Origin of the sequence: Micromonospora chokoriensis, from assembly GCF_000718555.1 — a bacterium.
Lineage (GTDB): Bacteria > Actinomycetota > Actinomycetes > Mycobacteriales > Micromonosporaceae > Micromonospora > Micromonospora chokoriensis_B.
In genome coordinates this window covers 173,093-195,136 of record NZ_JOAN01000015.1, presented here as the reverse complement: position 1 = coordinate 195,136, position 22,044 = coordinate 173,093, and the positions used below count along the sequence as shown (strand labels likewise).

The window sequence follows — 22,044 nt, the reverse complement described above, 5'->3', positions numbered from 1 at the left end:
AAAAACGTACCCTTTTCCGACAAAGGGAATGAATGGTTCGGCGTTCCGGGGTCGAAGACGCCACGATCAGGTGGCGGCCAGGATCACCGCCTCCGCGGTCAGGTAGTAGCGCCGGTCGTCGCCGGTCGGGTCGACCGGCTTGCGGAGCCGTTCGACCGCGACGAACCCGTCCTCGGCCGCCACCGCCCCAGGTGCCCAGCCGGTCCCATCCGAGCCGACGTTGAGCGAGAAGCGGGACAACTGCGCGCCGGTCACCGGGTCTAGCGTCACCAGATCGTTCGCCTCGGTCAGCAGGTGCACCCGGCCAGGCTCACCAACCAGCACCCGGGCCGCGCCCAGGCTCGCAGACCGCCACAGCTCGGTGCCCGTACGCGCCGATCGACCCACCGCCACCCCGTCGAGCACGACGACGGCCTGCTCACCGACGAGCGCGGCGCCGGCCAGGTCCAGCGCGGGGGCGGCGACCGGCTCGCCGGCACCCAACAGCCAACCCCGCCCGCCCGCGTCGCCCGGCCCGGCGGTCCGCAGCCCCAGGCAGCCCGACCGGCCGGTACGGCAGCCGAGCGGCGTCACCACCAACTCGTCCGGGCCACCCGGCGGTCGCCAGCGCTCCCGCACCACACCCGTCGCCGCGTCCCGGAACTCGACAGTGGCCGCCCCGGCGCAGGCATCCAGCCCGATCAGCTGCCCAGCCGCCGTGGTGCCGACATCGCTGCGGCACCTGCCCGGCAGGTCAACCCGCCACAGCTCCCGACCACCGCTCACCTCGACCCCACGCGCCTGGCTATCCCCGGTCGCCACCAGCACGATCCGCCCGTCCGGGAGGTCGGTGAGCTGGAGCCCGCGCGGGTCCCAGACGGTCGCCGCCCCGGTACGCCGCAGCACCTCCGTGCTCTCGGCGGGCTTCGGGCCGTCGGTGCGCCAGAGCACCCCGCCGGTCCGGGCGTCGAGTGCGACAAGTCGCCCGTCCGACCAACGGCTGACCACCGTGCTGCCGCTGGCCACCACCCCGGTCAACTCCGCCGGCCACCGCCGGTACGACCAGTACGGAGTGGTCCGGTGCCGCCCGTCGACCGGCCGGTCGGCGTAGACCTGGCGGTGTGCGGCGTAAACCCGCAGTCTCCCGTCCACGATCAACGGCGCGACCGGCAGACGACCGACCACTCCAGCAGCCGGTCGGGCCGGGGCCGGATAATCGGCCTGCGCCACCGTGCTCACCTCTGCCGGCGCGAGGACCCGGTGGACGATGACGGCGACGGCCGCGGTCGCGACCAGCGCCGCAACCGCAATAACGAGCCGTCGCCGGCCTTTCGGGAACCTCATGCCGCACCTCCGCCCGGCACCCTACCCAGCGCAGCGGACCGGACCCCGAACAGGTCACAGCGAGGAATGACCGGCTGGCGCTCAGGCGGCTTCGACGGAGCCGACGGCACCGGCCGCGACGGCCAGATCGGCGAGATCACGCCAGAGCGCCGCCTCGACCGCCCGCGCGGCTAGCCCGCCGAGCAGCAGCGCCACCACCCGGCCGTACGGGGCGGTGGGCACCGCCTCCTGGGTGACGGTGATCGCCGTGCAACCTCGACGGCGGCGTCGGACCGGTCGCAGGCTCCAGGTGATCCGGTAATCCGCGCCGGCACCGGAGGAACAGAGCACCAGTCGCTGCGGCGCGAGCGCCTCCACCACCAGGAACTCCTCGATCAGCGTGCCGCCGCCCGGCTGGGCGCGCTCCTCACGCCAGGAACTGCCCGGCCCGAACGGACCCGGAGTGAGCACCTCGATCGGGCCGGCTGCGGTCAGCCGGGCCGCACGGCCGGGCAAGTCGGTCAGCAGACGCCAGACGTCGACAGCGTGCGCCTCGATGATCCCGGTAATCGCCACCGTCGACATGCCACCCTCCCGTGTCCCCGACGGTACGCGGAGTGAGGGCCGGACGGGGCCCCCGGACGGAATTTCCACCGACCGGAGGCCACGCTGTCCGATTAGGCGGTCGCTTCGACACCGATCGTCGTCGACCGGCGCCGAAACGCCGGTCAGCGCTCGAAGTGACCGGCCCGAATCGCGCCGATGAACGCTGTCCACCCCGGCGGGCTGACCGCGAGTGTGGGGCCGGCCTGGTCCTTGGAATCGCGAATCCCGACCAAACCGTGAACATCAACCACGTTGTCCGCCACTTCCACGCAGAGCCCCTGGTCGTTTGAGCGGCTGCTGGTACGCCAGACCGCGCCCGCAAGATCGTGCATCGTCGTTACCTCCGTGTGCGATGGGGATGCCCCACCGCTGGCAGCCGGGCAGAGCCCGGCTCGGATCGCGCGGCGAGGCAACGGGATCCGGACGATCAACGGCTCAACCAGGGCCGGTGATCGCACAGCCGGTGCGATCACGGGTCCCGTGCACGAGACGGGTGGCGGGTGCCCGCTCAGCGGGCCGGGCGAACCGTGCCGGTGACCTCGCCGAGGGCGACGGTGGTGCCGCCCGGGCCAGGGGCGGTGGCCGTGATGGTCACCGTGTCGCCGTCGGCGAGGAAGGTGCGGGTCTCGTCGCCCACCTTTACCGGTTCGGCCCCTCCCCAGGTCAGCTCCAGGAACGAGCCGACCTGCCCCCGGTCCGGGCCGGAGACGGTGCCAGAGGCGTACAGGTCGCCGGTGCGCAGTGACGCGCCGTTGACGGTGAGGTGCGCCAACTGCTGTGCGGGAGTCCAGTACATGGTGGCGAACGGGGGCTCGCTGACCCGCTCGCCGTTCCACTCGACCGACAGCCGGAGGTCCAGGCCCAGGTGCGGCACGTCCCGCAGGTAGTCGACCACCGGCGGGTCCTGGTCAGGGGCCGGCACAAAGGCGTCGCCGAGCGCGTCCAGCGGCGTGACCCAGGCCGAGACCGAAGTGGCGAACGACTTGCCGAGGAACGGGCCGAGCGGCTGGTACTCCCAGGCCTGGATGTCCCGGGCCGACCAGTCGTTGACCAGCACCACCCCGAAGACGTGCTCGGCGAAGTCGTCCACGGACACCCGGTCACCCAGCGCGCTGGGTACGCCCACCACGAAGCCGACCTCGGCCTCGATGTCGAGGCGTACCGATGGGCCGGTGACCGGCCCCTCGGCGGAGGCCCGCTGCCCGGTCGGCCGGGTCACCGGCGTGCCGGAGACGACCACCGTGCCGGCCCGGCCGTGGTAGCCGATCGGCAGGTGCTTCCAGTTGGGCAGCAGCGGCGGCTGGCCGGGTCGGAAGATCTGCCCGACGTTCGACGCGTGGTGCTCGGAGGAGTAGAAGTCGACGTAGTCGGCCACCTCGATGGGGAGCAGCAGCTCCACGTCGTCGAGGGGCACCAGCAGCGGCTCCACCGCAGCCCGGTGCGCCGGGTCGGTCAGCAGCTCGGTGATCCGCTGCCGCACCGCCGTCCACTGCGGACGACCGAGCGCCATGAAGTCGTTGAGCACCGGACGGCACAGCGCGCCGGCGGCCAACACCAGCTCGGCGGCCTCAGCCCCGGCGAGGTCGAAGACCCAGGACCCGATCCGTACGCCGATCCGCGCCGGACCCCCGTTGTGCCGGAACACCCCGTACGGCAGGTTCGTCACCCCGTACGAAGATCCTTCGGCGCCGGTCACCCAGGTCATGCGTCGTAGCCCCCGTTCACCAGCCCAAGCCGGATCAGATCGGTAAGTGGTTCCAGGATGCTGCACGAGCCGAAGCCGACCCAGAGTGGGCGGGGCACGTCCAGCCGTGCTGTCGCGCGTTCCAGCAGGGGACGCGGATCGACAATGGTCAGCAGCTCGGCGACCGAGCGCGCACCCTCGCCGTCGGCGGCCGCCAGGGTCGCGGCCAGCACGTTGGCGTAGCCGTGATGGGTGAACCCGGTCTCCGGGTCCAGGTGCCGGATCGCCTGGTGCAGCCCGGCGGTGAGCTTGAACGGCAGGTCCCGGTCCCGGCAGGCGCAGATCACCGCGGCCAGCTCGGTCGGTGTGGGGAAGAGCTCGGCGGCGAGCCCGCCGGTGCGGAACTTGGCCGCGATCGGCACCCCGTCGGCCCGCGCGGCGACAAGCGCGTCCAGCGCCCCCATCAGCCCGAAGGTCAGCGGCAGCTCGGCGTAGACGGCCTCCACGCCCGCCAGCGCGTCGGTCAGCCGCAGCAACTCGGCGATGCCGGGCAGCGGGTCCTCACCGCGTTTGGCGACCGCCACCTCGATCTGACGCGCGGTGACGCCGTCGGGGGCGAGAAACGAGAGCGCGAACGGCAGGTTCCCGATCCCGGTGTCACCGATCAGCCCGATCACCATGCCCTCGCCCGGGTCGACGAGACCGCTCAACTCGCCGGCCGCGACGGTCGAGGCGGGGATGAGCAGCGGGCCGACCAGGTCGGCGTACCAGGCGGTGCGGTGCCGACGGTGGGCGGCCAGGGCGTCCGGCAGCGTGGCGCTGCCCGGGGGGAAGACGGCGGCATCGTCCACCAGGCCGTCGAGGAGTGCGGGCACCTGCGTTGACACGGAACAAGAATGTACGGGACGCTACGAGGAACGGACAACAGCGTCCGATTATCGGACGCCTTCGGCCGGTGAACGGGTCATATCGGGAGGCGAGATGCCGTATTACCGCAGCGTCGGCGAGGTGCCGCGCAAGCGCCACACCCAGTTCCGGCAGCCCGACGGCAGCCTCTACGCCGAGGAGCTGATGGGCCAGGAGGGCTTCTCCTCCGACTCGTCCCTGCTCTACCACCGGTACGCGCCCACGGCGATCCTGGCCGCCGACGAGTTCACCCCGCCCACGTTCACCCGGGCACCGAACCTGCCGCTCAAGCCCCGCCACCTGCGCACCCACAAACTGGACACCGGCGGCGCCGACCCCATCCTCGGCCGGCAGTACCTGCTCGCCAACGACGACGTACGAATCGGGTACGTCCTCGCCGACCGACCCTCACCGCTGTTCCGCGACGCCACCGGCGACCACTGCCTCTACGTCGAGTCGGGCACCCTGCGGGTCGAGTCCCCGTTCGGGGCGCTGGACGCGGTCGCCGGCGACTACGTCGTCATCCCCACCTCGACCATCCACCGGCTGGTGCCCACCGGCGACCAGCCCGTCCGGCTGCTCGCCGTCGAGGCGTCCGGGCACATCGGCCCGCCCAAGCGCTACCTCTCCGTACGCGGCCAGTTCCTGGAGCACTCGCCGTACTGCGAGCGCGACGTGCGCAGCCCCGACGCCCCGCTGCTCGTCGACGGCGAGGAGGTCGAGGTGCTGGTCCGGCACCGGCGCGGATGGACCCGCTACGTCTACGCCCACCACCCGTTCGACGTGGTCGGCTGGGACGGGCACCTCTACCCGTGGGCGTTCTCCATCCACGACTTCGAGCCGATCACCGGCCGCATCCACCAGCCCCCGCCGGTGCACCAGACCTTCCAGGGGCCCAACTTCGTCATCTGCTCCTTCGTGCCCCGCAAGGTCGACTACCACCCGCAGTCGATCCCGGTGCCGTACAACCACCACAACGTCGACTCCGACGAGATGCTCTTCTACACCGGGGGCAACTACGAGGCGCGGCGCGGCTCCGGCATCGAGCAGGGCTCGATCTCCCTGCACCCGTCCGGTTTCACTCACGGCCCCCAGCCGGGTGCCGCCGAGCGGTCCATCGGCGCGGACTACTTCGACGAGTTGGCCGTCATGGTCGACACCTTCCGCCCGCTGGATCTCTGCGACGCGGCCAACGAGTGCGAAGACGAGGCGTACGCCTGGACTTGGGCCCGTCGCGGCTAGCCGTTTACACCCTTTCGGCGGCCCTGCTGGCGGGCTGCCCGAAAGGGTGCTACCGGTCGACTATCCGACGATCACTCTCGTACCGGGCGGATAGCCGGGAAGGCAATTTTGCGCGCCTGGCGCGGTTGAGGATCGTTGCGGCCATTGATCAGTCACTCGATGATGGTCGCAATCGGTCCACTGTGTACAACCGAGTCAGGAGCGGCCATGCGCCTTTCCCGTACGGGATTTCCTCATGCCTCCCGAATCGGGGCTGTCGCCCTGGTCGCGGGAATGCTCGTCGCCACAGTCGGAAGCCCGGCCGCCGCAGACCGGGGAGGCGGCGGGGTCATTCCGAGCTACCCCAAGCCGACCAAGTCCTGCGGCCCGGCCAACGTCGGCGAGACTGCCTACGTTGTCGACGCGGTCGAGGTGAACCCCACGCTGACCCACTTCCTCGCGGTCCACATCACCGCCGGCACCACAGGTGAGCACGCCGAGACCCTCAGTACGGTCAACGAGGTGACCACGTCGGTCAGCGCGAGCATCGAGATCACGGCAAAGGGGAAGTTCGTTCTCGCCGAGGTCGAGACCAAGGTGGGCTTCACGGTGCAGAAGAGCACCTCGACCACGAACAGTGAGTCGGTCACCGACACCTGGAACTTCTCTCAGCCCGGCTACTACGGCCTCTACAAGGGCACCCGGGCGGTAGAGGGAACCTGGCTCGAATACCGGTGCCAGCGGCTGACGTCGGGAGGCACGACCACCTACCCGTTCTGGTTCCAGGTCGGCAACCTCGAGAGCTACACCACCTTCTCCGTCATGGAGGTAGGCACCATCGGCTGCCAGGACAGTCCGCCTGCCGGCTCGGTGCGCTTCCAGGCGCGGCTGTATCTCGGCTGCTGATCTGTCCGGCACGCTCGGCCGGGGCCTCCCGGCCGAGCGTCTCGCCGTGGTGGGCCCTCTGCACGCCCCAGTGTTCGCGGGAGCCTGGGTCAGCGGATGGCGGTGCGGGTGAAGACGGCGAACTCGGCTACCGCCGTGACGGCGATGGCCAGCACCAGGGGCCAGGGTGAGCCGACCATCGCGTACACCAGCAGCAGCAACGGCGCGGCGGCTGCGGCGTAGATCGCCAGGGCCATCGCACGGTCCGAGTGCAGCAGGGCGGGCAGGACGGTCCGGGTCAACCCCGGCAGCCGGGCCGCGAGCTGCCAGACCACGACCCCGCCGGTGAGCGCGGCGAGCACCGCCAGGACACGGGAGAACCCGTCGCTCGCCGACGCCGCGAACGCGACAAGCACCGCCGCCACCAGCGACCAACCCGCGCCGTAGAGCACCAGGCGGTGCAGCCCGTACGCGAGGGTCCGTGGCGAGTCGATCCGGCTCGGGCTGACCGTCACCGCCTCGGCGATGTGTTCCAACGCCTCCGACCAGCGGCGCTGCTCCAGCCGCATGACACCCACGTCGTGCCCGGCCTCGGCGATGCGCGGGTCGAGCCGCAGCGCCTCCCGGTAGGCCCGCTCGGCCAGGTCGAACAGGTCCAGGCGGGCGGCGACCAGGCTGAGCACCAGGTGCGCCTGCGGCTCCTGCGGGGCCAACTCGACACCGCGCCAGGCCGCGTTCAGCGCCGGCTGTCCGTTGCGGGCGCCGGCCAGGATCGCCGCCGCGCTCCGCTGGGCGTACGCGTCGGTCGGGCCGAGGGTGAGGATCCGGTCGGCGGTGGCGGCCGACTCGGAATAGCGCTCCAGGTCGGCCAGCGCCATACCCCTGGCCACCAGCGGTGGCAGGCCCTCCGGTGCGGCAGCCAGGGCCGTGTCGGCGGCGGTGAGCGCCTCGGCCGGGCGGCCGGCGGCCAGGTGCACCCGGGCCAGCATGGTGAGCACGTCGACGTCATCCGGCTGTAGGGCCAGCCCGTAGGCCAACTCTCCGGCCGCCTCGTCATAGCGGCCGAGCTCGGCAAGGAGTTGGGCCCGCTGGACGTAGCCGTCGGCGGCGGACTGGTCGGGGGCGGGATCGCTGGACATCGCGGCGAGCTTAGGCGGCCGGCGCGTCGTACACCAGGGCCACCGCGACCCCGGCCAACCCTTCCTCCCGGCCGGCGAAGCCGAGCCCGTCGGTGGTCGCCGCCGAGACGGTGACCGGAGCGCCGACTGCGGCGGAGAGCACCTCCTGCGCCTCCGCGCGACGCCGACCGATCTTGGGTCGGTTGCCGATGACCTGCACGGACACGTTGCCGATCTCCAGGCCCGCGGCCCGCACCCGGCGGGCCGTCTCGGTCAGCAGCGCCACCCCGGACGCGCCGGACCACTCGGGCTGGTCGACCCCGAAGGCGGAACCGAGATCACCGAGACCGGCGGCGGAGAGCAGCGCGTTGCAGGCGGCATGCGCGGCGACGTCGGCGTCCGAGTGCCCGGCGAGGCCGTCCTGGTCCGGCCAGAGCAACCCGGCCACCCAGCAGGGCCGGCCGGGCTCGAACGCGTGCACATCGGTGCCGATGGCCACCCGGGGAACGATCATGATCAGAGGGTACGCGTCAGCCGGCGGCGGAGAGCAGATGCTCCGCCAGAGCCAGGTCGAACGGTCGGGTGATTTTCAGGGCGTACTCCGAGCCGGGCACGCAGCTCACCGCGACGCCCTGCTTCTCGACCAGCCCGGCGTCATCGGTGAGGGAGTCACCGGCGGCGGCGTGTGCGGCGCTGAGCACGGCCCGGCGGAAACCCTGCGGGGTCTGCACCGCGCGCAGGGCGGAACGGTCGACGGTGCCGAGCACCACCTCGTCGGCGCCGACTTCCTTGATCGTGTCGACGACCGGCAGGACGGGGATCACCGCGTCGCACCCGCCCCGGACCGCCGCCGCGACGGATTCGACCAGCTCGGGCGGGGTGAGCGCCCGAGCGGCGTCGTGCACCAGGACGATCGTCGGGCCGGCGGGCACCGCGGCCAGCGCGGCGGCCACCGACGCCTGCCGTTCCGCGCCGCCGGGCACCACGATCACCGGGGCGATCGGAGCCAACAGCTCGCGGACGGCCTGCACCTCGGCGGTCGGCGCGGCCACCACGATGGTGTGCACCGAGGGCGCGGCGGCCAGTCGACGCACAGCGTGCACCAACAGCGGCTCGCCGACGAGCAGGCGCAGCGCCTTGGGTCGGCCAGGGCCGAGCCGTACGCCGGCACCCGCCGCAGGCACGAGGACCGCGACGTCACCGCGCGGATTGAGCTGCGCGGTCACGTCGCGGTCCTCGGTGGTTTCTTCACAACGAAGTGGGTACGACGATGCTGTGCGGACTAGGCCTCGGTGAGGACCTTGTCGAGCAGCGTCTCCGCCTCATCCTTGGTGCTCTTCTCAGCCAGCGCGACCTCGCCGACGAGAATGTCGCGGGCCTTGGCGAGCATCCGCTTCTCGCCCGCAGAGAGGCCCCGCTCCCGCTCCCGGCGCCACAGGTCACGCACGACCTCGGCGACCTTCAGCGGGTTGCCGGAAGCCAGCTTTTCCAGATTGGCCTTGTAACGCCGCGACCAGTTGGTCGGCTCCTCGGTGTGCGGAGCCCGCAGAACGTCGAAGACCTTACCGAGGCCTTCTTCGCCGACCACCTCACGTACGCCCACGATCTCGGCGTTCTCGGCCGGCACCCGGACCGTCAGGTCACCCTGCGCGACCCTCAGGACGAGGTATTGCTTAGGCTCGCCCTTGATGACCCGAGTCTCGATTGCCTCGATGAGTGCGGCCCCGTGGTGGGGGTAGACAACGGTCTCGCCGACACTGAAAACCATAGGTTCGAAACCCCTTTCGCTGTGTCTAGGGTAACACGGTCAGGCACCGATGTCTCACCGATGTCCTGACCGTTGGCGCAGCTCAGGGGCCCTGTGAGAGGTCTTGCTTCAGCTTGACAGGCGGTCAAACCAATGGTTCGAACACGCTCCGTAGCGGGCAAATGACTGCCCGGCACGGGTGAACAGAACGTCGAGATCAAGGGCTATGCGCTCTCCCATGGTAGCCCGGCCGGCAGGACCGCGCCCAGGTGTAGCGGGAGGAGCCCCTCGTGCGCGACCCTGGAGACCGAGCCGCACTCCGCTCTCGAGACGCTTCCAGGAGGTCCGATGGGCAAGCCGGACGCAGAGGGTCACGGGCCAGCCGACGGCGTGCCCGGCCTGCCTCCCGAGTGGGGCCGGGTGGTGGTCCCCGACGACGCCTCCGCGCTGGCCGCCGAGGCCGCCCAGATTCGCCGTGAGCTGCGCCGAACCGGCGGCGGCACCCGGCTGGGCCTGCCGCTGCTGGTCCTGCTGGTGGCGGTCCTCACCACGTTGGCCGGCCTACTGGTGGTCACCTGGCCCCGGGCCAACCGCGACACCGACCGTCCAGCCCCGGCCCCCTACTCGCCACCGGAGAGCCTGACCGGCCGGGCGCTGCCCGCGCTGGACCTGGTCGACGCGAACGACGCGCCTGTGCCACTGCGCGGCCTACTGCCCGCCATGATCATTCTGCTGGACGGCTGCCCCTGCCCGGACCGCGTCACCGACGCCCTGGCGGGTGCGCCAGCCGGCGTCTCCGTGGTCACCGTCACCGGGGGGCGTACGGGCCCGGCCGGGCCGACCACCCAGCGGCAGGCACGCGTCCTGGCCGACCCCGCCGGAGGGCTGCGTTCGTTCCTGGGCCAACCGGTTCGCGCCGGCACCGCGACCGCCCTGCTGGTCGACCGCGCCGGCATAGTGACCCGGGTGCTGCCGGACCTGGGGACGGTCGAGTCCTACCGGAGCGACCTGAGCGCCCTCGCCGGCTGACCGGCGCGCGGGAGGTGGGGTGACCCCCGCCGGGTCTAGTCGGGCAGGGTGACCAGCTGCGCCTCGACGTCGATCTCGCGCACCCCGACCGTCGACAGCGACACCCGGAACGGCCTGCCGTGCGAGAGCACCTCGGCGCTGGTGGTCATGCCGTCGCAGTCGATCTCGGACGGCCCGGCCAGCTCGGCCCCGGAGGTCGTCACCGACAGGGTGCCCGGCCTGGTGCACCGGTATTGCAGCAACTGACGGGCGTTGCCGCCCGCCGCCTGCCGGACGACGCGCTGCCCCGGCACGAGCGGTCTTCGCTCCTGCCAGGTCGTGTCGCGGAACGGGGGCAGCTCACCCTGGAAGAAGAGCCAACTCGGATCACCCTCGATGTCGGTGATCTTGCCGGTGGCCGTGTCGATGATCATCCGCGCAGCGTCCGGCCGCCGGACGACCTCACCTGTGTCGGCACCAACCCGCGCGGTCACCTCAGCACCGTCCGGCAGGACGCGGCGCGACGGAGTGGCGGCGCTGGGCCCTACGGCGGGTGCGGCCGCTGGATCGGCCGGCCGGGCCACCGGGGAGGGTGCGGCAGAGTGCCACCACCAGCCACCGACGGCCAGGACGGCCACGGCAGCGCCATAGAGGACCGCCGAGCGCAGCCGCTCATCCGTCGTCGCATCCATCAATCGAGCGTACCGGCCGGAGGCTCAGTCCTGTCGATCGAGCAGAGCGGCGTACAGGGTGAGGCCCGGGCCGAACGCCAACATGACGATGCGCCGAGCCGCCGGCGTCGCCCGGCCCAACCGATCCAGGATCAGCAGTACGGTCGGCGACGAGCAGTTACCGTGCTCGTCGAGCGTCGCCCGGGACGCCGCCAGCCCCTCCGGGGGCAACGCCAACTCCCGCTCGACCACGTTGAGGATCCGCGGCCCGCCCGGGTGCACCGCCCAACCGTCCACCTCGGAGCTGGCGACACCGTGCCGGGCCAACAGACCGTCGACAAGCCCGCGGACGTGCCTCGACAGCACCTGCGGCACCTTCGGCGACAGCCCCATCCGGAAACCCGCGTCGGTGACGTCCCAGGTCATGTGGTCGGCGGTCGAGGTGTCGGTGACGGCGGTGACCTCGCGCAGCGCGTACCCCGGGCCGCCCGGCACGACCACGGCGGCGACCGCGGCGTCCGAGAAGAGCGCGTGGGAGACGATCTGCTGGGTATCCACCCGGGCGCTGGACGGCTGGATGTGCAGGCTGGTCAGCTCCGCGCAGAGCAGCAGCGCCGGCCGCCCCCGGGCGGCGACGAAGTCACTCGCCGCGCCGAGCCCCGGCAGCGCCGCATAACAACCCATGTGGCCGATGAACATCCGCTGGGTGTCCGCGGCCATGCCCAGGTCCCGGGCGAGCAGGATGTCCAGCCCCGGGGTGGCGTACCCGGTGCAGGAGCAGACGATGAACAGCCCGATGTCGCCGGCGCTCAGCCCGGCCGCGGTCAGCGCGCGACCCACCGCCTCCTTGCCCAGCGGCAGCGCCTCCACCTGGTAGCGGCGCATCCGGCGCTCGGTCGGCCAGTCCGAGACGTCTTCAAGCAGCGGGTTGACCGCAGCCTGCCTCCGGGTCACCCCCGAGTTGGCGAAGATTCGCTGGGCCAACGACCGGGTGGTGCCGGAGAAGTGTCGGGAGAAGAAGCCCTCCCACAACTCGTCCTGCGAAGCGGACGGCGGCTGCGCTGTCCCGAGCCCCGCGATCACTGGTACGGACACGATCCCCACCTCTCGTCAGATGCTGTCCTCCCCCTGGCCGTCCCACCAGCCGCCTCGGCTGGCCCATCTTCCGTGCGAACCCCGTACGACGGGCTCACCAACGCGGTGCCGATCCGTCACGATCCGGGTCGCCGCCCAGCGCGGCGATGCCGAGCCAATCGGCGCAGACATCCGACGTGGCCGGGTGCAGTGAGCCGCAGCGGGCATCGCGGTAGAGCCGCTCCAACGGATGACCACGGCGGGTCGCCGACGTACCGGCCGCCTCCAACACCGACGCCGCCACCTCCGCGGCCGTGGTGCCGGCGAGCAGCTTCGCCCGCCACACCCAGCGGTTGGTCTCCTCGTCGCCCGGTGCCTCGTCCACCCGGCGGGCCGCCTCGGCGACCACCAACTGGGCGGCGGCCGTCGCCGCGTCCGCCCGACCCAGCCGAGCCCGCACCGCCGGCAGACCGGCCAGGTTGCGGGCGTTGAGGTGCTCGGCCGCCGCGTCGATCGCCGCGCGGGCCACCCCCACGTAGACGGCCGCGTAGCTGGCCACCAGCCAGTGCGGCATCAGCTGGGCCACCACCAGCGCCAGCCCTTCCACCCCGCCGAGCAGCCGGTCGGCTGGCACGCTGACGTCCAGGTGCAGGTCGTGAGAGGAGGTGGCGCGCATGCCGAGCGAGTCCCAGGTCGGCTCCACGGTCAGCCCGTCGCCGGCCGGCACCAGGAACTGTGAGACCACCGACTGGTCGGCCGCGCTGCGCGCCGCCACCAGGTAGCCGTCCGCGTGCCCGGCACCGGAGCAGAAGGTCTTGCTGCCCTTGAGCTGCCAGCCCCCGTCGATCGGCGCGTACGCCGTGGTCAGCTGGGACAGCCGGGCGCCGGCGCCACGCTCGCTCATCGCGACCGCGTACCAGGAGCCCTGCGCCGCCGCGCTGAGCAGCCGGTCGCGGGCGGCCAGCGCCTCGTCCGGTACGCCCAGCGCCTCGGCCAACTCCTCGGTGACCGCGCCCAGCGCGCCGGTCACCGACGCGTGCATGTTGAACACCAGGGCGGTCGCACCGTTGCCCCGGGCAAGCTCAGTGGCGACCGCGGCGTACTCGGCGAAGGTGGCCCCAAGGCCGCCGAGCGCCCGGGGCACCATCAACCCGAACAGGCCAGCCTCGCGTAGGTCGGCGAAGTCGTCCACGGGGAAGGAACCGTCCCGGTCGTGCTCCGCCGCCCGCGCGGCGAACCGCGGTGCCAACCGGCGTGCTGCCTCAAGCGCGTGCACCGTCATCTCGTTCCTCCTCGGCGTTCCATACCCCGCCACGGCCCGACTATCCTTTGCGGACCCCCCGGCCCTGGTAGAGCACGGCGGTGGACCGGGTCGGCACGATGCGCGGCGCGCTGCCGGCGGGCACCGCACCGGGCGCTCCGGCCGTGCGAGCGCGGCGCAGCAGCCAGGCGAGCACGCCGCCGATCTGCGGACGGATGCCCCGCAGCCGCAGGTCGACGCCGTGTCGGGCGCACTCGGCCACCAGCGCCCGCGCGTCCACGAACAACCGAGGATCGTGGATGCCGCGTGGCACCGTCGGCAACCGCTCGGCGATCCGGACCGCGACGAGCCGGGCCAACGCCGTGTCGTTCAGGGTGTCCAACACCAGCACGCCACCAGGGCGCAGCAGCCGACACGCCTCGGCCACGGCACGCGGCCAGGCCGGCACATGCTCCAGCAACTCGCCCGCCGAGACCACGTCGGCACAGCCGTCGGGCAGTGGGACGGCGGTGGCATCGCCCTGGACCACGCGTACGCCGTGCTCGGCCGCCTGGACCAGCGCCGAAAAGGTCAGATCCACCCCGACGTGGCGGTAGCCCTTGCCGGCCAGGTGCGGCGCGAGCAGACCGGCGCCGCAACCCAGATCGACAAGCAGCGCGTCCGGGCGGGTGGCCGGTGGCACCAGCGCGGCACGGGCCTCGGCCAGCCAGTGCAACATGGCGAACGCGCCATCCGGCCGCCACCACTCACCGGCCAGGTCGTCGTACTGACGCGGATCGTTTCGCGGCAGCACCCTCGGACCGGTGGACGCCCCGGCCGCAGCCACCTCTCGCATGGCACCGAGCGTGGCACGACTGCTCGGTAACGACCAGACTTCCCTTATGTCGTCGAGGGTGTTAGGGCTGGTCAGAGCGAGCCATCCGGAACCAGCCGCAGCGGTGACCACGGTGGCCGGTCTGCTGGCGTGGGGAGTGGGCCACCGGGCGGCCGGAATCGTCTCGGTGGTGCTCGCCGTGCTGGCCAGCCAGCTCGCCGTCGGGTGGACCAACGACGCGCTGGACGCCGAGCGGGACGCCACTGTGGGGCGTACCGACAAACCTGTCGCAAGTGGCGCGGTCGGTCGGCGCGTGACGGCCTGGGCCGCCGCGGCGGCTGCGGTGGCCTGCCCGCTGCTGGCGCTGACCACGAACCCGACGGCGGCGTTCTGGCTGACGCTCGCCCTGGTCTCCGCGCTGCTCTACGACTGGCCGCTCAAGGCCACCCTGTTCTCGGTGCTGCCCTACGCCGTGTCGTTCGGCGCGCTGCCCGCCTTCGTGGTCCTCGCGCTGCCCGGGCAGCCGGCCCCGCCCGTCTGGCTGGTGACGGCGGCGGCCTGCCTGGGCGCCGGCGCGCACTTCGCCAACGTGCTGCCCGACCTGGCCGACGACGCCCGCACCGGAGTGCGCGGCCTGCCCCACCGCCTCGGCGCCGCCGGCAGCCGGGTGGCCGCGGCGGGTTTCCTCCTCGCGGCGACTGCGGCGCTGGCCCTGGGACCACCCGGGCCGCCGTCGGTGATCGGCTGGGCGGCGGTCGGCACGGCCGCCGTGGTGCCGCCGCTGAGCTGGTACGCCGGACGCTCGGCGAGCCGGGCCGGCCGGCGGCCGGTGGCGGCCTTCCGGGCGGTGATGCTGGTGGCCCTCATCGACGTGGTTCTGCTGGTGGCGAGCGGTCGGGTGGTGTGAACGCCACCCGGCCAGGTGGCATTACCGGGTCCGCGTGCGGGCCTCGATCAGCCCCAACTACCCTGGAGCGCGGTCTGCGCGGGTATGGCCACCGTGCCCGGCGTACGGCCCGGGTGGGGATTGTGACGAGGAGGACCGACGTGACGCGCTCGATCAGGGGATCCCGGCGGGCGGCCCTGTTGCTGTCCGGAATCGCGGCGGTCAGCCTGCTGACTTCCGGATGCGGCACCGGTCAGATCGCCGAGACCGCGCTGAAGGAGCCGTCGGTCCAGGGCGTCAACCTCACGACCAGCAACGGTTCGTTCTCCGTGCGGGGCCTGCTGGTGGACTACCCGGGCACCGAGGGTTACCAGGCCGGGCAGGACGCCGGGCTCAGCGCGGTGATCTACAACGACTCCAAGGAGACGGTGACGGTCACCGTCACCACCGAGAGCGCTCGCGAGGTCGTGATCAGCGGCGGCTCGGCGAGCCCGTCGCCGTCCGCCTCGGAGTCCGCCTCCATGAGCCCGTCGCCGTCCGGGTCAGTCAGCCCGTCGAACTCGACGTCCGGTTCGCCGACCCCGTCGGCGACGCCCTCCGAGACCGGCTCGTCCTCGGCCACCCCGTCTGCCCCGGAGTCGGCGCGGGCGTCCGGTTCGGCCAGCCCTTCCGCTCCGGGTCAGCCAGCCCGGATCGAGCTGGCGCCGTTGAGCTACATCCAGTTCAACTCCGAGGCCACCACCCAGCTCCGGCTGATCGGCCTGACCGAGGCGCTGCGCTCCGGCCAGAACGTCGTCGTGACCTTCGACTTCGGCAACGGCAACACGGTCACCGGCCAGGCGCCGGTCGCGGTGCCGCTCACCCCGGCGGCCCCTCCCTCGCCGATCATCGAGCGTGAGGGCGGCTACGAGGGCAACGAGGGCGGCACGACCCACGAGTGACCCGACCCGCACATCGACAAACGCCCCGGCGTGGTGACCACCACGCCGGGGTGTTTTCGTCGTACGCGAGGGCTAGCGTCCTGATGTGACCACCTCCCGATCGACCCCTTCACGCGGCGGCACGGCCGGTGCCGCCCGTGGTCGGTCCACTGCCCGCGAGCCGCGTCCGGCCTACCAGTGCGACGCCTGCGGGCACCAGCCGCCCAAGTGGGTGGGGCGCTGCCCAGAGTGCGGTGAGTGGGGGGCGGTGGTCGAGAGCACGGTGACCGGCCCGACCGTCTCCGGTCGGGTGGTCAGTTCCCGGATGCCGTCCGAGCCGGCCCGGCCGATCGCCACCATCAGCGCCGCTCCGGCCCGTGCCGTGCCCACCGGGGTGAGTGAGCTCGACCGGGTGCTCGGCGGCGGCCTGGTCCCCGGTGCCGTGGTGCTGCTCGCCGGCGAGCCCGGCGTGGGCAAGTCGACCCTCCTGCTCGATGTGGCGCAGCAGTGGGCACTCGGCGCTGGCAGCCCTTCGCTGGTGGTCAGTGGCGAAGAATCGGTAAGTCAGGTGCGGCTGCGCGCCGAGCGGATGGGCACCCTGCACGAGCAGCTCTACCTCGCGGCGGAGAGCGACCTGGCCTCGGTCCTCGGTCACCTCGACGCGGTCAAGCCGGGCCTGTTGGTGCTCGACTCGGTGCAGACCATCTCGACCACCGGCACCGAGGGGGTGCCCGGTGGCGTGACCCAGGTCCGCGCGGTCACCGCCGCACTGGTGTCGGTCGCCAAGGAGCGGGGCATCGCCACCGTGCTGGTCGGGCACGTCACCAAGGACGGCCAGGTGGCCGGGCCTCGGGTGCTGGAGCACCTGGTCGACGTGGTGCTGCACTTCGAGGGCGACAAGCACTCCTCGCTGCGCCTGGTGCGCGGCGTGAAGAACAGGTTCGGCGCGGCCGACGAGGTCGGCTGCTTCGAGATGCACGAGGGCGGCATCAGCAGCCTGGCCGACCCGTCCGGGCTGTTCCTCACCCGCTACGCGGAGCCGGTCCCGGGCACCTGCGTGACAGTGGCCATGGAGGGGCGGCGGGCCCTGGTCACTGAGGTGCAGGCGCTGATCGGCGCGACCGTGGCGGGCTCTCCCCGACGCACCGTCTCCGGCCTCGACTCGGCGCGACTGGCGATGGTGCTCGCGGTGCTGCAACGGCGCACCGAGCGGTTGACCCTGCACGACCGGGAGGTCTTCGCCGCCACCGTCGGCGGCATCCGGGTGACGGAGCCGGCCGCCGACCTGGCGGTGGCGCTGGCGGTCGCCTCCGGCGGGCTCAACCTGGCGATCGCGCCGCACCTGGTGGCGATCGGTGAGGTGGGGCTGACCGGCGAGGTGCGCCGGGTCGGGGCGGTGCCGCGCCGGCTGGCCGAGGCCGCCCGGCTGGGGTTCAAGGTGGCTCTGGTGCCGCCCGGCTGCGGTCCGGCCAGCACCGGCGCAGGCCCTGAGCAGATGCGGGTGACCGAGGTCACCGACGTCCGTTCGGCCCTGCACCATGCGGCCCGCGCGTCCGCCGAGTGACCCACCGTGCCAACGAGAACGGTGAAACCGGACAGCACGTCGCAAGCGGGAGACGTTGGAAAGGGCGGCATCGTGACACATCACAGTAACCACGACAGCACCCACCGCACGGCAGTCCGTAGACTGTGCCCGTGCCGATCGACCGCGATACCACCAAGCCAGCCGGAGCGCCGCCCCAGGCCCGCACCGGCGCCGTGGGCTCGCCCGCCCGCCCGATCAGCGTGAGCGTGACCGCGGGAGCCGCTGGGAGCACCGGAGATCCGCTGCGCGCCAATCTCGCCCTGATGGCCCCCGGCACCGCCTTGCGCGACGGTTTGGAGCGCATCCTGCGGGGTCGCACGGGTGCACTCATCGTGCTCGGCTACGACAAGGTGGTCGAGGGCCTGTGCACCGGCGGCTTCCCGCTGGACGTGGAGTTCTCCGCGACACGGGTGCGCGAGCTGTGCAAGATGGACGGCGCGGTCGTGCTCTCCAGCGACGGCACCAGGATCGTCCGGGCCGCCGTGCATCTGATGCCCGACCCGTCCATCCCGACGGAAGAGTCCGGCACCCGGCACCGCACCGCCGAGCGGGTGGCCCGGCAGACCGGCTATCCGGTCATCTCGGTCAGCCAGTCGATGCGGATCATCAGCCTCTACGTCAACGGTCAACGGCACGTGCTCGACGACTCGGCGGCGATCCTCTCCCGGGCCAACCAGGCGCTCGCCACCCTGGAGCGCTACAAGCTCCGGCTGGACGAGGTCTCCGGCACCCTCTCCGCGTTGGAGATCGAGGATCTGGTCACCGTCCGGGACGCGGTGGCCGTGGTGCAGCGACTGGAGATGGTTCGCCGGATCGCCGACGAGATCGCCGGTTATGTGGTGGAGCTGGGCACCGACGGCCGTCTGCTCGCCCTGCAACTCGACGAGCTGATGGCTGGCGTGGACGCCGACCGGACGCTTGTCATCCGCGACTACCTGCCAGTCGGCCGCAAGTCGCGCACCCTGGACGAGGCACTCGTCGAGCTGGACCTGCTCGGTGCCACCGAGCTGATCGACCTGGTGTCGGTGGCCAAGGCGATCGGCTACCCGGCCGCGTCCGACGCGCTCGACGCCGCGGTCAGCCCGCGTGGCTTCCGACTGCTGGCCAAGGTGCCCCGGCTACCGGTGGCCGTGGTCGATCGTCTGGTGTTGCACTTCGGCAGCCTCCAGCGGCTGCTCGGCGCAACCGTGGAAGACCTGCAAGCCGTCGAAGGGGTCGGTGATGCCCGAGCCCGCGGCGTCCGTGAGGGGCTGTCCCGGCTCGCCGAGGCATCCATCCTGGAACGCTACGTCTGACCCGACTCAGCCGGTGACGGTGAGCTTCACGGGCTCGCTGAGCTTCGTGCCGACCCGAGCGAACACCTGGTACGCCCCGAGCGGCGGGAACGGCCCACCGGCCAACACACCATCACACCGGCTGGTGTCCCGCCCGTTCCAGGGCACCTGGTAGGAGCGCTCGAAGTCCGGCGTGAAGGACTGCACGTCCGAGCCCTGAACCTTGCCGCAGGTGTCCGACGACCAGACCTTCTCGGCACCGGACTTGATGAAGATCTCCTGGAAGTCGGCGCCGACGTTGCGACTGCACGTCCGGTCCGAAGTGTTCTTGATCTTCAGTTGCAGGTTGGCCACTGCCCCACGCTGCACCGAGGTCGGGCTCGCCACCGACACCACGCTGATCTCCGCGTCGGTGCAGGTGCCGTCGTCCTCCGAACCAGCGGCCTCGCCCAACGGAGGTGTGTTGCTGGTGATCGCGGGGCTCGGACTCGGCGCACCCGAATCAGCGGACGCGGACGACGAGGGAACCCCGGTCTGCGGTGTCAACACCGGCCCGTCGGGCTTAGACGTCGCCGACGGGGAACCTCCCGCCTTCGGCTCCTGACCGCCGGAACGACCCGAACCGCTGCAGGAGTAGAGCAGGACAATCAGGAAAAGAAAGCCCGCTCCGAGTACGACGGCGCGACGCCGCCAATACACGGCGGGTGGCAGGGGGCCGACCGTCAGACGCATGATGCCCTCCACCGTAGCCGCGCCGTACCCGGCAGTGCGGCGCGACGCGCCGGAGCCTCCCCAGAGCGCACCGCCCACCCTCCAGTGAGGACAGATCGCTCAACCGCCCGGCACCCGATCACAGGTAGACCTTGCGCTGATAGACGGCGTGCGCACCGGCCACCCGGTCCAGGAAGAGTAGCCCCGCACAGTGGTCGATCTCATGCTGCAACGCCCGAGCCTCGAAGCCGTCGGTCACCAGCCGCACCGGCTCACCGCTGCCCGGCAGATCACCCTCCACCACCAGCCGGCTGGCCCGCTTCACGTCCCCGGTGAGCTCCGGCACCGACATGCAGCCCTCCCGGCCCGGCTTCCACCGCGTCGCCTCGACCACACGCGCGTTGCACAGCACGAAGGTGCCGTGCACCGTCACCGCCTTCGGGTGCCCGGTCACATCGACCGCGAAGACCCGAGCGCCCACCCCGACCTGCGGCGCGGCCAACCCGACACAGCCCGGCGAGACCTTCATCGTGGCCACCAGATCGGCAGCCAACTGGACCGTCTCCGCCGCAGTGGGATCGACCTCGTCAGCGGCCCGGCTCAGCACCGGATCCGGGGCGGACACCACCGCCCGCACCACCCCGGGCACAGCCAACGAATCCGGCGTCCAGTCGCCCAACCCGACGCCCGGCCCGCTCGCCCCGCCGGTCACAACAGATCCGGGTCCGCCGGACGGAGAGTGACCTCCACGCCCAACTCGGCAGCCGTTTGGTGCAACCGGTCGATCAGGGTGGCCGCCACACCGGCCGGCAACTCGACCTCCGCCAACACCACATAGAGCGCACCGGTCAACCGGGTACTCAGGTCGGTGACATTCCCCCCGGCGTCCACCAGCACCCGCGTCATCGCCGCGACGATCCCCATCCGGTCCGAACCGTGCACCGCCATCACGTACGGCTCACCCACCGGCGGCACCTCGCCGTCCGGGGTGACCGCGCGTACCGTCGCCACCAGCTGACCCTCGGCGGCCAGCGACGCCAGTGCGGCCTCAACCTCGGCGGCCGCCGGCCCCGTGCAGATGAGGGTCATCGCGAAATGCCCCCGCAGGCGCGTCATCGTGCTGTCGGTGAGGTTCGCGCCCAGTCGGGCCAACACCTCCGCGACATCGGCCACGATGCCCGGCCGGTCCCGACCGATGACGGTGATCGCGAGCTCGTTCATCCGGGCATTCTCCCCCGCCCGGCGAACGTCGACGTGGCACCCCGCCCGAGCCGCCCAACCAACGGGACCGCCACGCGTGACATCATCGACGACGCCATGACTCAACCCGATTTCGCCACCCTGGTCAGCCGATGGTTCCAGCAGCACGCCCGTGACCTGCCGTGGCGCGAGCCCGGAACCACCCCGTGGGCCATCCTGGTCAGCGAGGTCATGCTCCAGCAGACGCCCGTGGTCCGGGTCGTGCCGGCCTGGCAAGCATGGCTGGCCCGCTGGCCGGAGCCGGCCGCGCTGGCTGCGGACACCCCAGCCGAGGCGATCCGGATGTGGGGACGCCTCGGCTACCCCCGTCGGGCGGTCCGGCTGCGCGAATGCGCGGTCGCGATCGTCGACCGGCACGGTGGCCAGGTGCCGGACCGGCTGGAGCAACTGCTGGCACTACCCGGCGTCGGCACCTACACGGCGCGGGCGGTGGCCGCATTCGCGTACGGGCAGCGGCACCCGGTCGTCGACACCAACGTACGACGTGTCGTGTGCCGGGCGGTGGCGGGCGAACCCGACGCCGGCCCAGCCACCCGACCCGCCGACCTGGTCGCCACCGAAGAGCTACTCCCGACAGAACCGGCCGCAGCGGCGCTGGCCAGTGCCGCGTTCATGGAACTGGGTGCGGTGATCTGCACGGCCCGGTCACCACGCTGCCCCGCCTGCCCGGTCGAATCGGTCTGCGCGTGGCGGGCGTCCGGCCAGGAGGCACCGGCGGGCCCAACCCGCCGACCTCAGCGGTACGCGGGCACCGACCGGCAGGTACGCGGCCTGCTGCTCGGAGTGCTCCGGGAGAGCACCGGGCCGGTCCCGCACCAGCGGCTGGACCAGGTCTGGACCGACGACGTCCAACGCGCGCGTGCCCTCGCCGGCCTGGTACAGGACGGGCTTGTCGAACCGGCCGGCACCGACTCCTTCCGCCTGGTCGGCGACGGCCCGTCCCTCCCAACCGCCGACCTCACCAGCTAACCCGCCCCACCCGCTCCTCCCGACCCCACGCCCCGCACGGGCCGCACGGTGGTCGGGGGTCGGCGTGCGAGGCGCGGGCGTGGCGGGGCGGCGCGGCGCGGCGCGGGCGGGGCCGGTGTGGCCTGTTGGGGAGGACGCAGAA

24 protein-coding genes are annotated in these 22,044 nt (G+C 72.2%); 8 read left to right on the top strand and 16 right to left on the bottom strand.

Features of this window, described 5'->3' with window-relative positions; translation table 11 throughout:
• Window positions 1-66: 66 nt before the first annotated feature.
• The 5 genes from IF46_RS0120685 to IF46_RS0120665 form a co-directional block, all read right to left on the bottom strand.
• Window positions 67-1,323 (bottom strand): PQQ-binding-like beta-propeller repeat protein, encoded by a 1,257-nt coding sequence (locus IF46_RS0120685; RefSeq protein WP_030489998.1) that lies wholly within the window; start codon window positions 1,321-1,323, stop codon window positions 67-69.
• Between the two features lie 81 nt (window positions 1,324-1,404).
• Window positions 1,405-1,887, bottom strand: a complete 483-nt coding sequence (locus IF46_RS0120680; protein WP_030489997.1) for an SRPBCC family protein — start codon at window positions 1,885-1,887, stop codon at window positions 1,405-1,407.
• Window positions 1,888-2,030: 143 nt separating this feature from the next.
• Window positions 2,031-2,240, bottom strand: coding sequence for a DUF397 domain-containing protein (locus IF46_RS0120675; protein WP_030489996.1), 210 nt, complete (start codon window positions 2,238-2,240; stop codon window positions 2,031-2,033).
• 176 nt (window positions 2,241-2,416) lie between these two features.
• A complete protein-coding gene (fahA, locus tag IF46_RS0120670) occupies window positions 2,417-3,613 on the bottom strand; it encodes a fumarylacetoacetase (protein ID WP_030489995.1) in 1,197 nt (398 codons plus the stop codon).
• A complete protein-coding gene (locus IF46_RS0120665; RefSeq protein ID WP_030489994.1) occupies window positions 3,610-4,479 on the bottom strand; it encodes a hypothetical protein in 870 nt (289 codons plus the stop codon). Before IF46_RS0120665 ends, fahA begins: the two co-directional genes overlap by 4 nt.
• 94 nt (window positions 4,480-4,573) lie before the next feature.
• Here IF46_RS0120665 and IF46_RS0120660 point away from each other — a divergent pair, with 94 nt between their 5' ends.
• Together IF46_RS0120660 and IF46_RS0120655 are read left to right on the top strand one after the other, a co-directional pair.
• A complete protein-coding gene (locus tag IF46_RS0120660) occupies window positions 4,574-5,740 on the top strand; it encodes a homogentisate 1,2-dioxygenase (RefSeq protein WP_030489993.1) in 1,167 nt (388 codons plus the stop codon).
• 273 nt (window positions 5,741-6,013) lie between these two features.
• On the top strand, window positions 6,014-6,625 hold the full coding sequence (locus IF46_RS0120655) for a hypothetical protein (protein WP_030489992.1): 612 nt from the start codon (window positions 6,014-6,016) through the stop codon (window positions 6,623-6,625).
• 89 nt (window positions 6,626-6,714) lie between these two features.
• Here the strand turns inward: IF46_RS0120655 and IF46_RS0120650 are convergent, their stop codons facing one another.
• Genes IF46_RS0120650 through IF46_RS0120635 form a run of 4 tightly spaced genes read right to left on the bottom strand, consistent with a single transcriptional unit; the run spans window position 6,715 to window position 9,490 of the window.
• Window positions 6,715-7,743 carry a tetratricopeptide repeat protein gene (locus IF46_RS0120650; protein WP_030489991.1) on the bottom strand — a complete coding sequence of 343 codons (1,029 nt, stop codon included), beginning with the start codon at window positions 7,741-7,743 and terminating at the stop codon, window positions 6,715-6,717.
• Window positions 7,744-7,753: 10 nt separating this feature from the next.
• Window positions 7,754-8,239, bottom strand: coding sequence for a 2-C-methyl-D-erythritol 2,4-cyclodiphosphate synthase (gene ispF / locus IF46_RS0120645; protein WP_030489990.1), 486 nt, complete (start codon window positions 8,237-8,239; stop codon window positions 7,754-7,756).
• Window positions 8,240-8,252: 13 nt separating this feature from the next.
• Entirely contained in the window at window positions 8,253-8,948 is a 696-nt protein-coding gene (ispD, locus tag IF46_RS0120640) for a 2-C-methyl-D-erythritol 4-phosphate cytidylyltransferase (RefSeq protein ID WP_030489989.1), read from the bottom strand.
• Window positions 8,949-9,004: 56 nt separating this feature from the next.
• Window positions 9,005-9,490, bottom strand: coding sequence for a CarD family transcriptional regulator (locus IF46_RS0120635; protein ID WP_007073334.1), 486 nt, complete (start codon window positions 9,488-9,490; stop codon window positions 9,005-9,007).
• Between the two features lie 327 nt (window positions 9,491-9,817).
• On the opposite strand from IF46_RS0120635, the gene IF46_RS0120630 reads away from it, so the two are divergent.
• Window positions 9,818-10,498 (top strand): hypothetical protein, encoded by a 681-nt coding sequence (locus tag IF46_RS0120630; protein WP_030489988.1) that lies wholly within the window; start codon window positions 9,818-9,820, stop codon window positions 10,496-10,498.
• Between the two features lie 35 nt (window positions 10,499-10,533).
• Here the strand turns inward: IF46_RS0120630 and IF46_RS0120625 are convergent, their stop codons facing one another.
• From IF46_RS0120625 to IF46_RS0120610, 4 genes are all read right to left on the bottom strand, one after another.
• A complete protein-coding gene (locus IF46_RS0120625) occupies window positions 10,534-11,169 on the bottom strand; it encodes a hypothetical protein (RefSeq protein ID WP_030489987.1) in 636 nt (211 codons plus the stop codon).
• A gap of 24 nt (window positions 11,170-11,193) precedes the next feature.
• A complete protein-coding gene (locus tag IF46_RS0120620; protein ID WP_084597976.1) occupies window positions 11,194-12,252 on the bottom strand; it encodes a type III polyketide synthase in 1,059 nt (352 codons plus the stop codon).
• 85 nt (window positions 12,253-12,337) lie between these two features.
• On the bottom strand, window positions 12,338-13,504 hold the full coding sequence (locus IF46_RS0120615) for an acyl-CoA dehydrogenase family protein (RefSeq protein WP_030489985.1): 1,167 nt from the start codon (window positions 13,502-13,504) through the stop codon (window positions 12,338-12,340).
• 40 nt (window positions 13,505-13,544) lie between these two features.
• A complete protein-coding gene (locus IF46_RS0120610; RefSeq protein WP_051724036.1) occupies window positions 13,545-14,318 on the bottom strand; it encodes a class I SAM-dependent methyltransferase in 774 nt (257 codons plus the stop codon).
• A gap of 46 nt (window positions 14,319-14,364) precedes the next feature.
• Between IF46_RS0120610 and IF46_RS0120605 the strand changes: the two genes are divergently transcribed.
• The 4 genes from IF46_RS0120605 (at window position 14,365) to disA (ending at window position 18,983) form a co-directional block, all read left to right on the top strand.
• Window positions 14,365-15,204 carry a UbiA family prenyltransferase gene (locus IF46_RS0120605; protein ID WP_157563246.1) on the top strand — a complete coding sequence of 280 codons (840 nt, stop codon included), beginning with the start codon at window positions 14,365-14,367 and terminating at the stop codon, window positions 15,202-15,204.
• A gap of 140 nt (window positions 15,205-15,344) precedes the next feature.
• Window positions 15,345-16,124 carry a hypothetical protein gene (locus IF46_RS0120600; protein ID WP_030489982.1) on the top strand — a complete coding sequence of 260 codons (780 nt, stop codon included), beginning with the start codon at window positions 15,345-15,347 and terminating at the stop codon, window positions 16,122-16,124.
• A gap of 85 nt (window positions 16,125-16,209) precedes the next feature.
• Window positions 16,210-17,667 (top strand): DNA repair protein RadA, encoded by a 1,458-nt coding sequence (radA, locus tag IF46_RS0120595; RefSeq protein ID WP_030489981.1) that lies wholly within the window; start codon window positions 16,210-16,212, stop codon window positions 17,665-17,667.
• 131 nt (window positions 17,668-17,798) lie between these two features.
• A complete protein-coding gene (gene disA / locus IF46_RS0120590; protein ID WP_030489980.1) occupies window positions 17,799-18,983 on the top strand; it encodes a DNA integrity scanning diadenylate cyclase DisA in 1,185 nt (394 codons plus the stop codon).
• 6 nt (window positions 18,984-18,989) lie between these two features.
• Here disA and IF46_RS0120585 read toward each other — a convergent pair whose 3' ends face one another.
• The 3 genes from IF46_RS0120585 to IF46_RS0120575 form a co-directional block, all read right to left on the bottom strand.
• Window positions 18,990-19,694 carry a hypothetical protein gene (locus IF46_RS0120585; protein ID WP_030489979.1) on the bottom strand — a complete coding sequence of 235 codons (705 nt, stop codon included), beginning with the start codon at window positions 19,692-19,694 and terminating at the stop codon, window positions 18,990-18,992.
• Between the two features lie 118 nt (window positions 19,695-19,812).
• Entirely contained in the window at window positions 19,813-20,385 is a 573-nt protein-coding gene (locus tag IF46_RS0120580) for a peptide deformylase (protein ID WP_030489978.1), read from the bottom strand.
• Window positions 20,382-20,894: a glycine cleavage system protein R gene (locus IF46_RS0120575; RefSeq protein WP_030489977.1), complete on the bottom strand. Its 513-nt coding sequence runs from the start codon at window positions 20,892-20,894 to the stop codon at window positions 20,382-20,384. Before IF46_RS0120575 ends, IF46_RS0120580 begins: the two co-directional genes overlap by 4 nt.
• Before the next feature lie 96 nt (window positions 20,895-20,990).
• Here IF46_RS0120575 and IF46_RS0120570 point away from each other — a divergent pair, with 96 nt between their 5' ends.
• Entirely contained in the window at window positions 20,991-21,902 is a 912-nt protein-coding gene (locus IF46_RS0120570) for an A/G-specific adenine glycosylase (protein WP_030489976.1), read from the top strand.
• Window positions 21,903-22,044 lie beyond the last annotated feature (142 nt).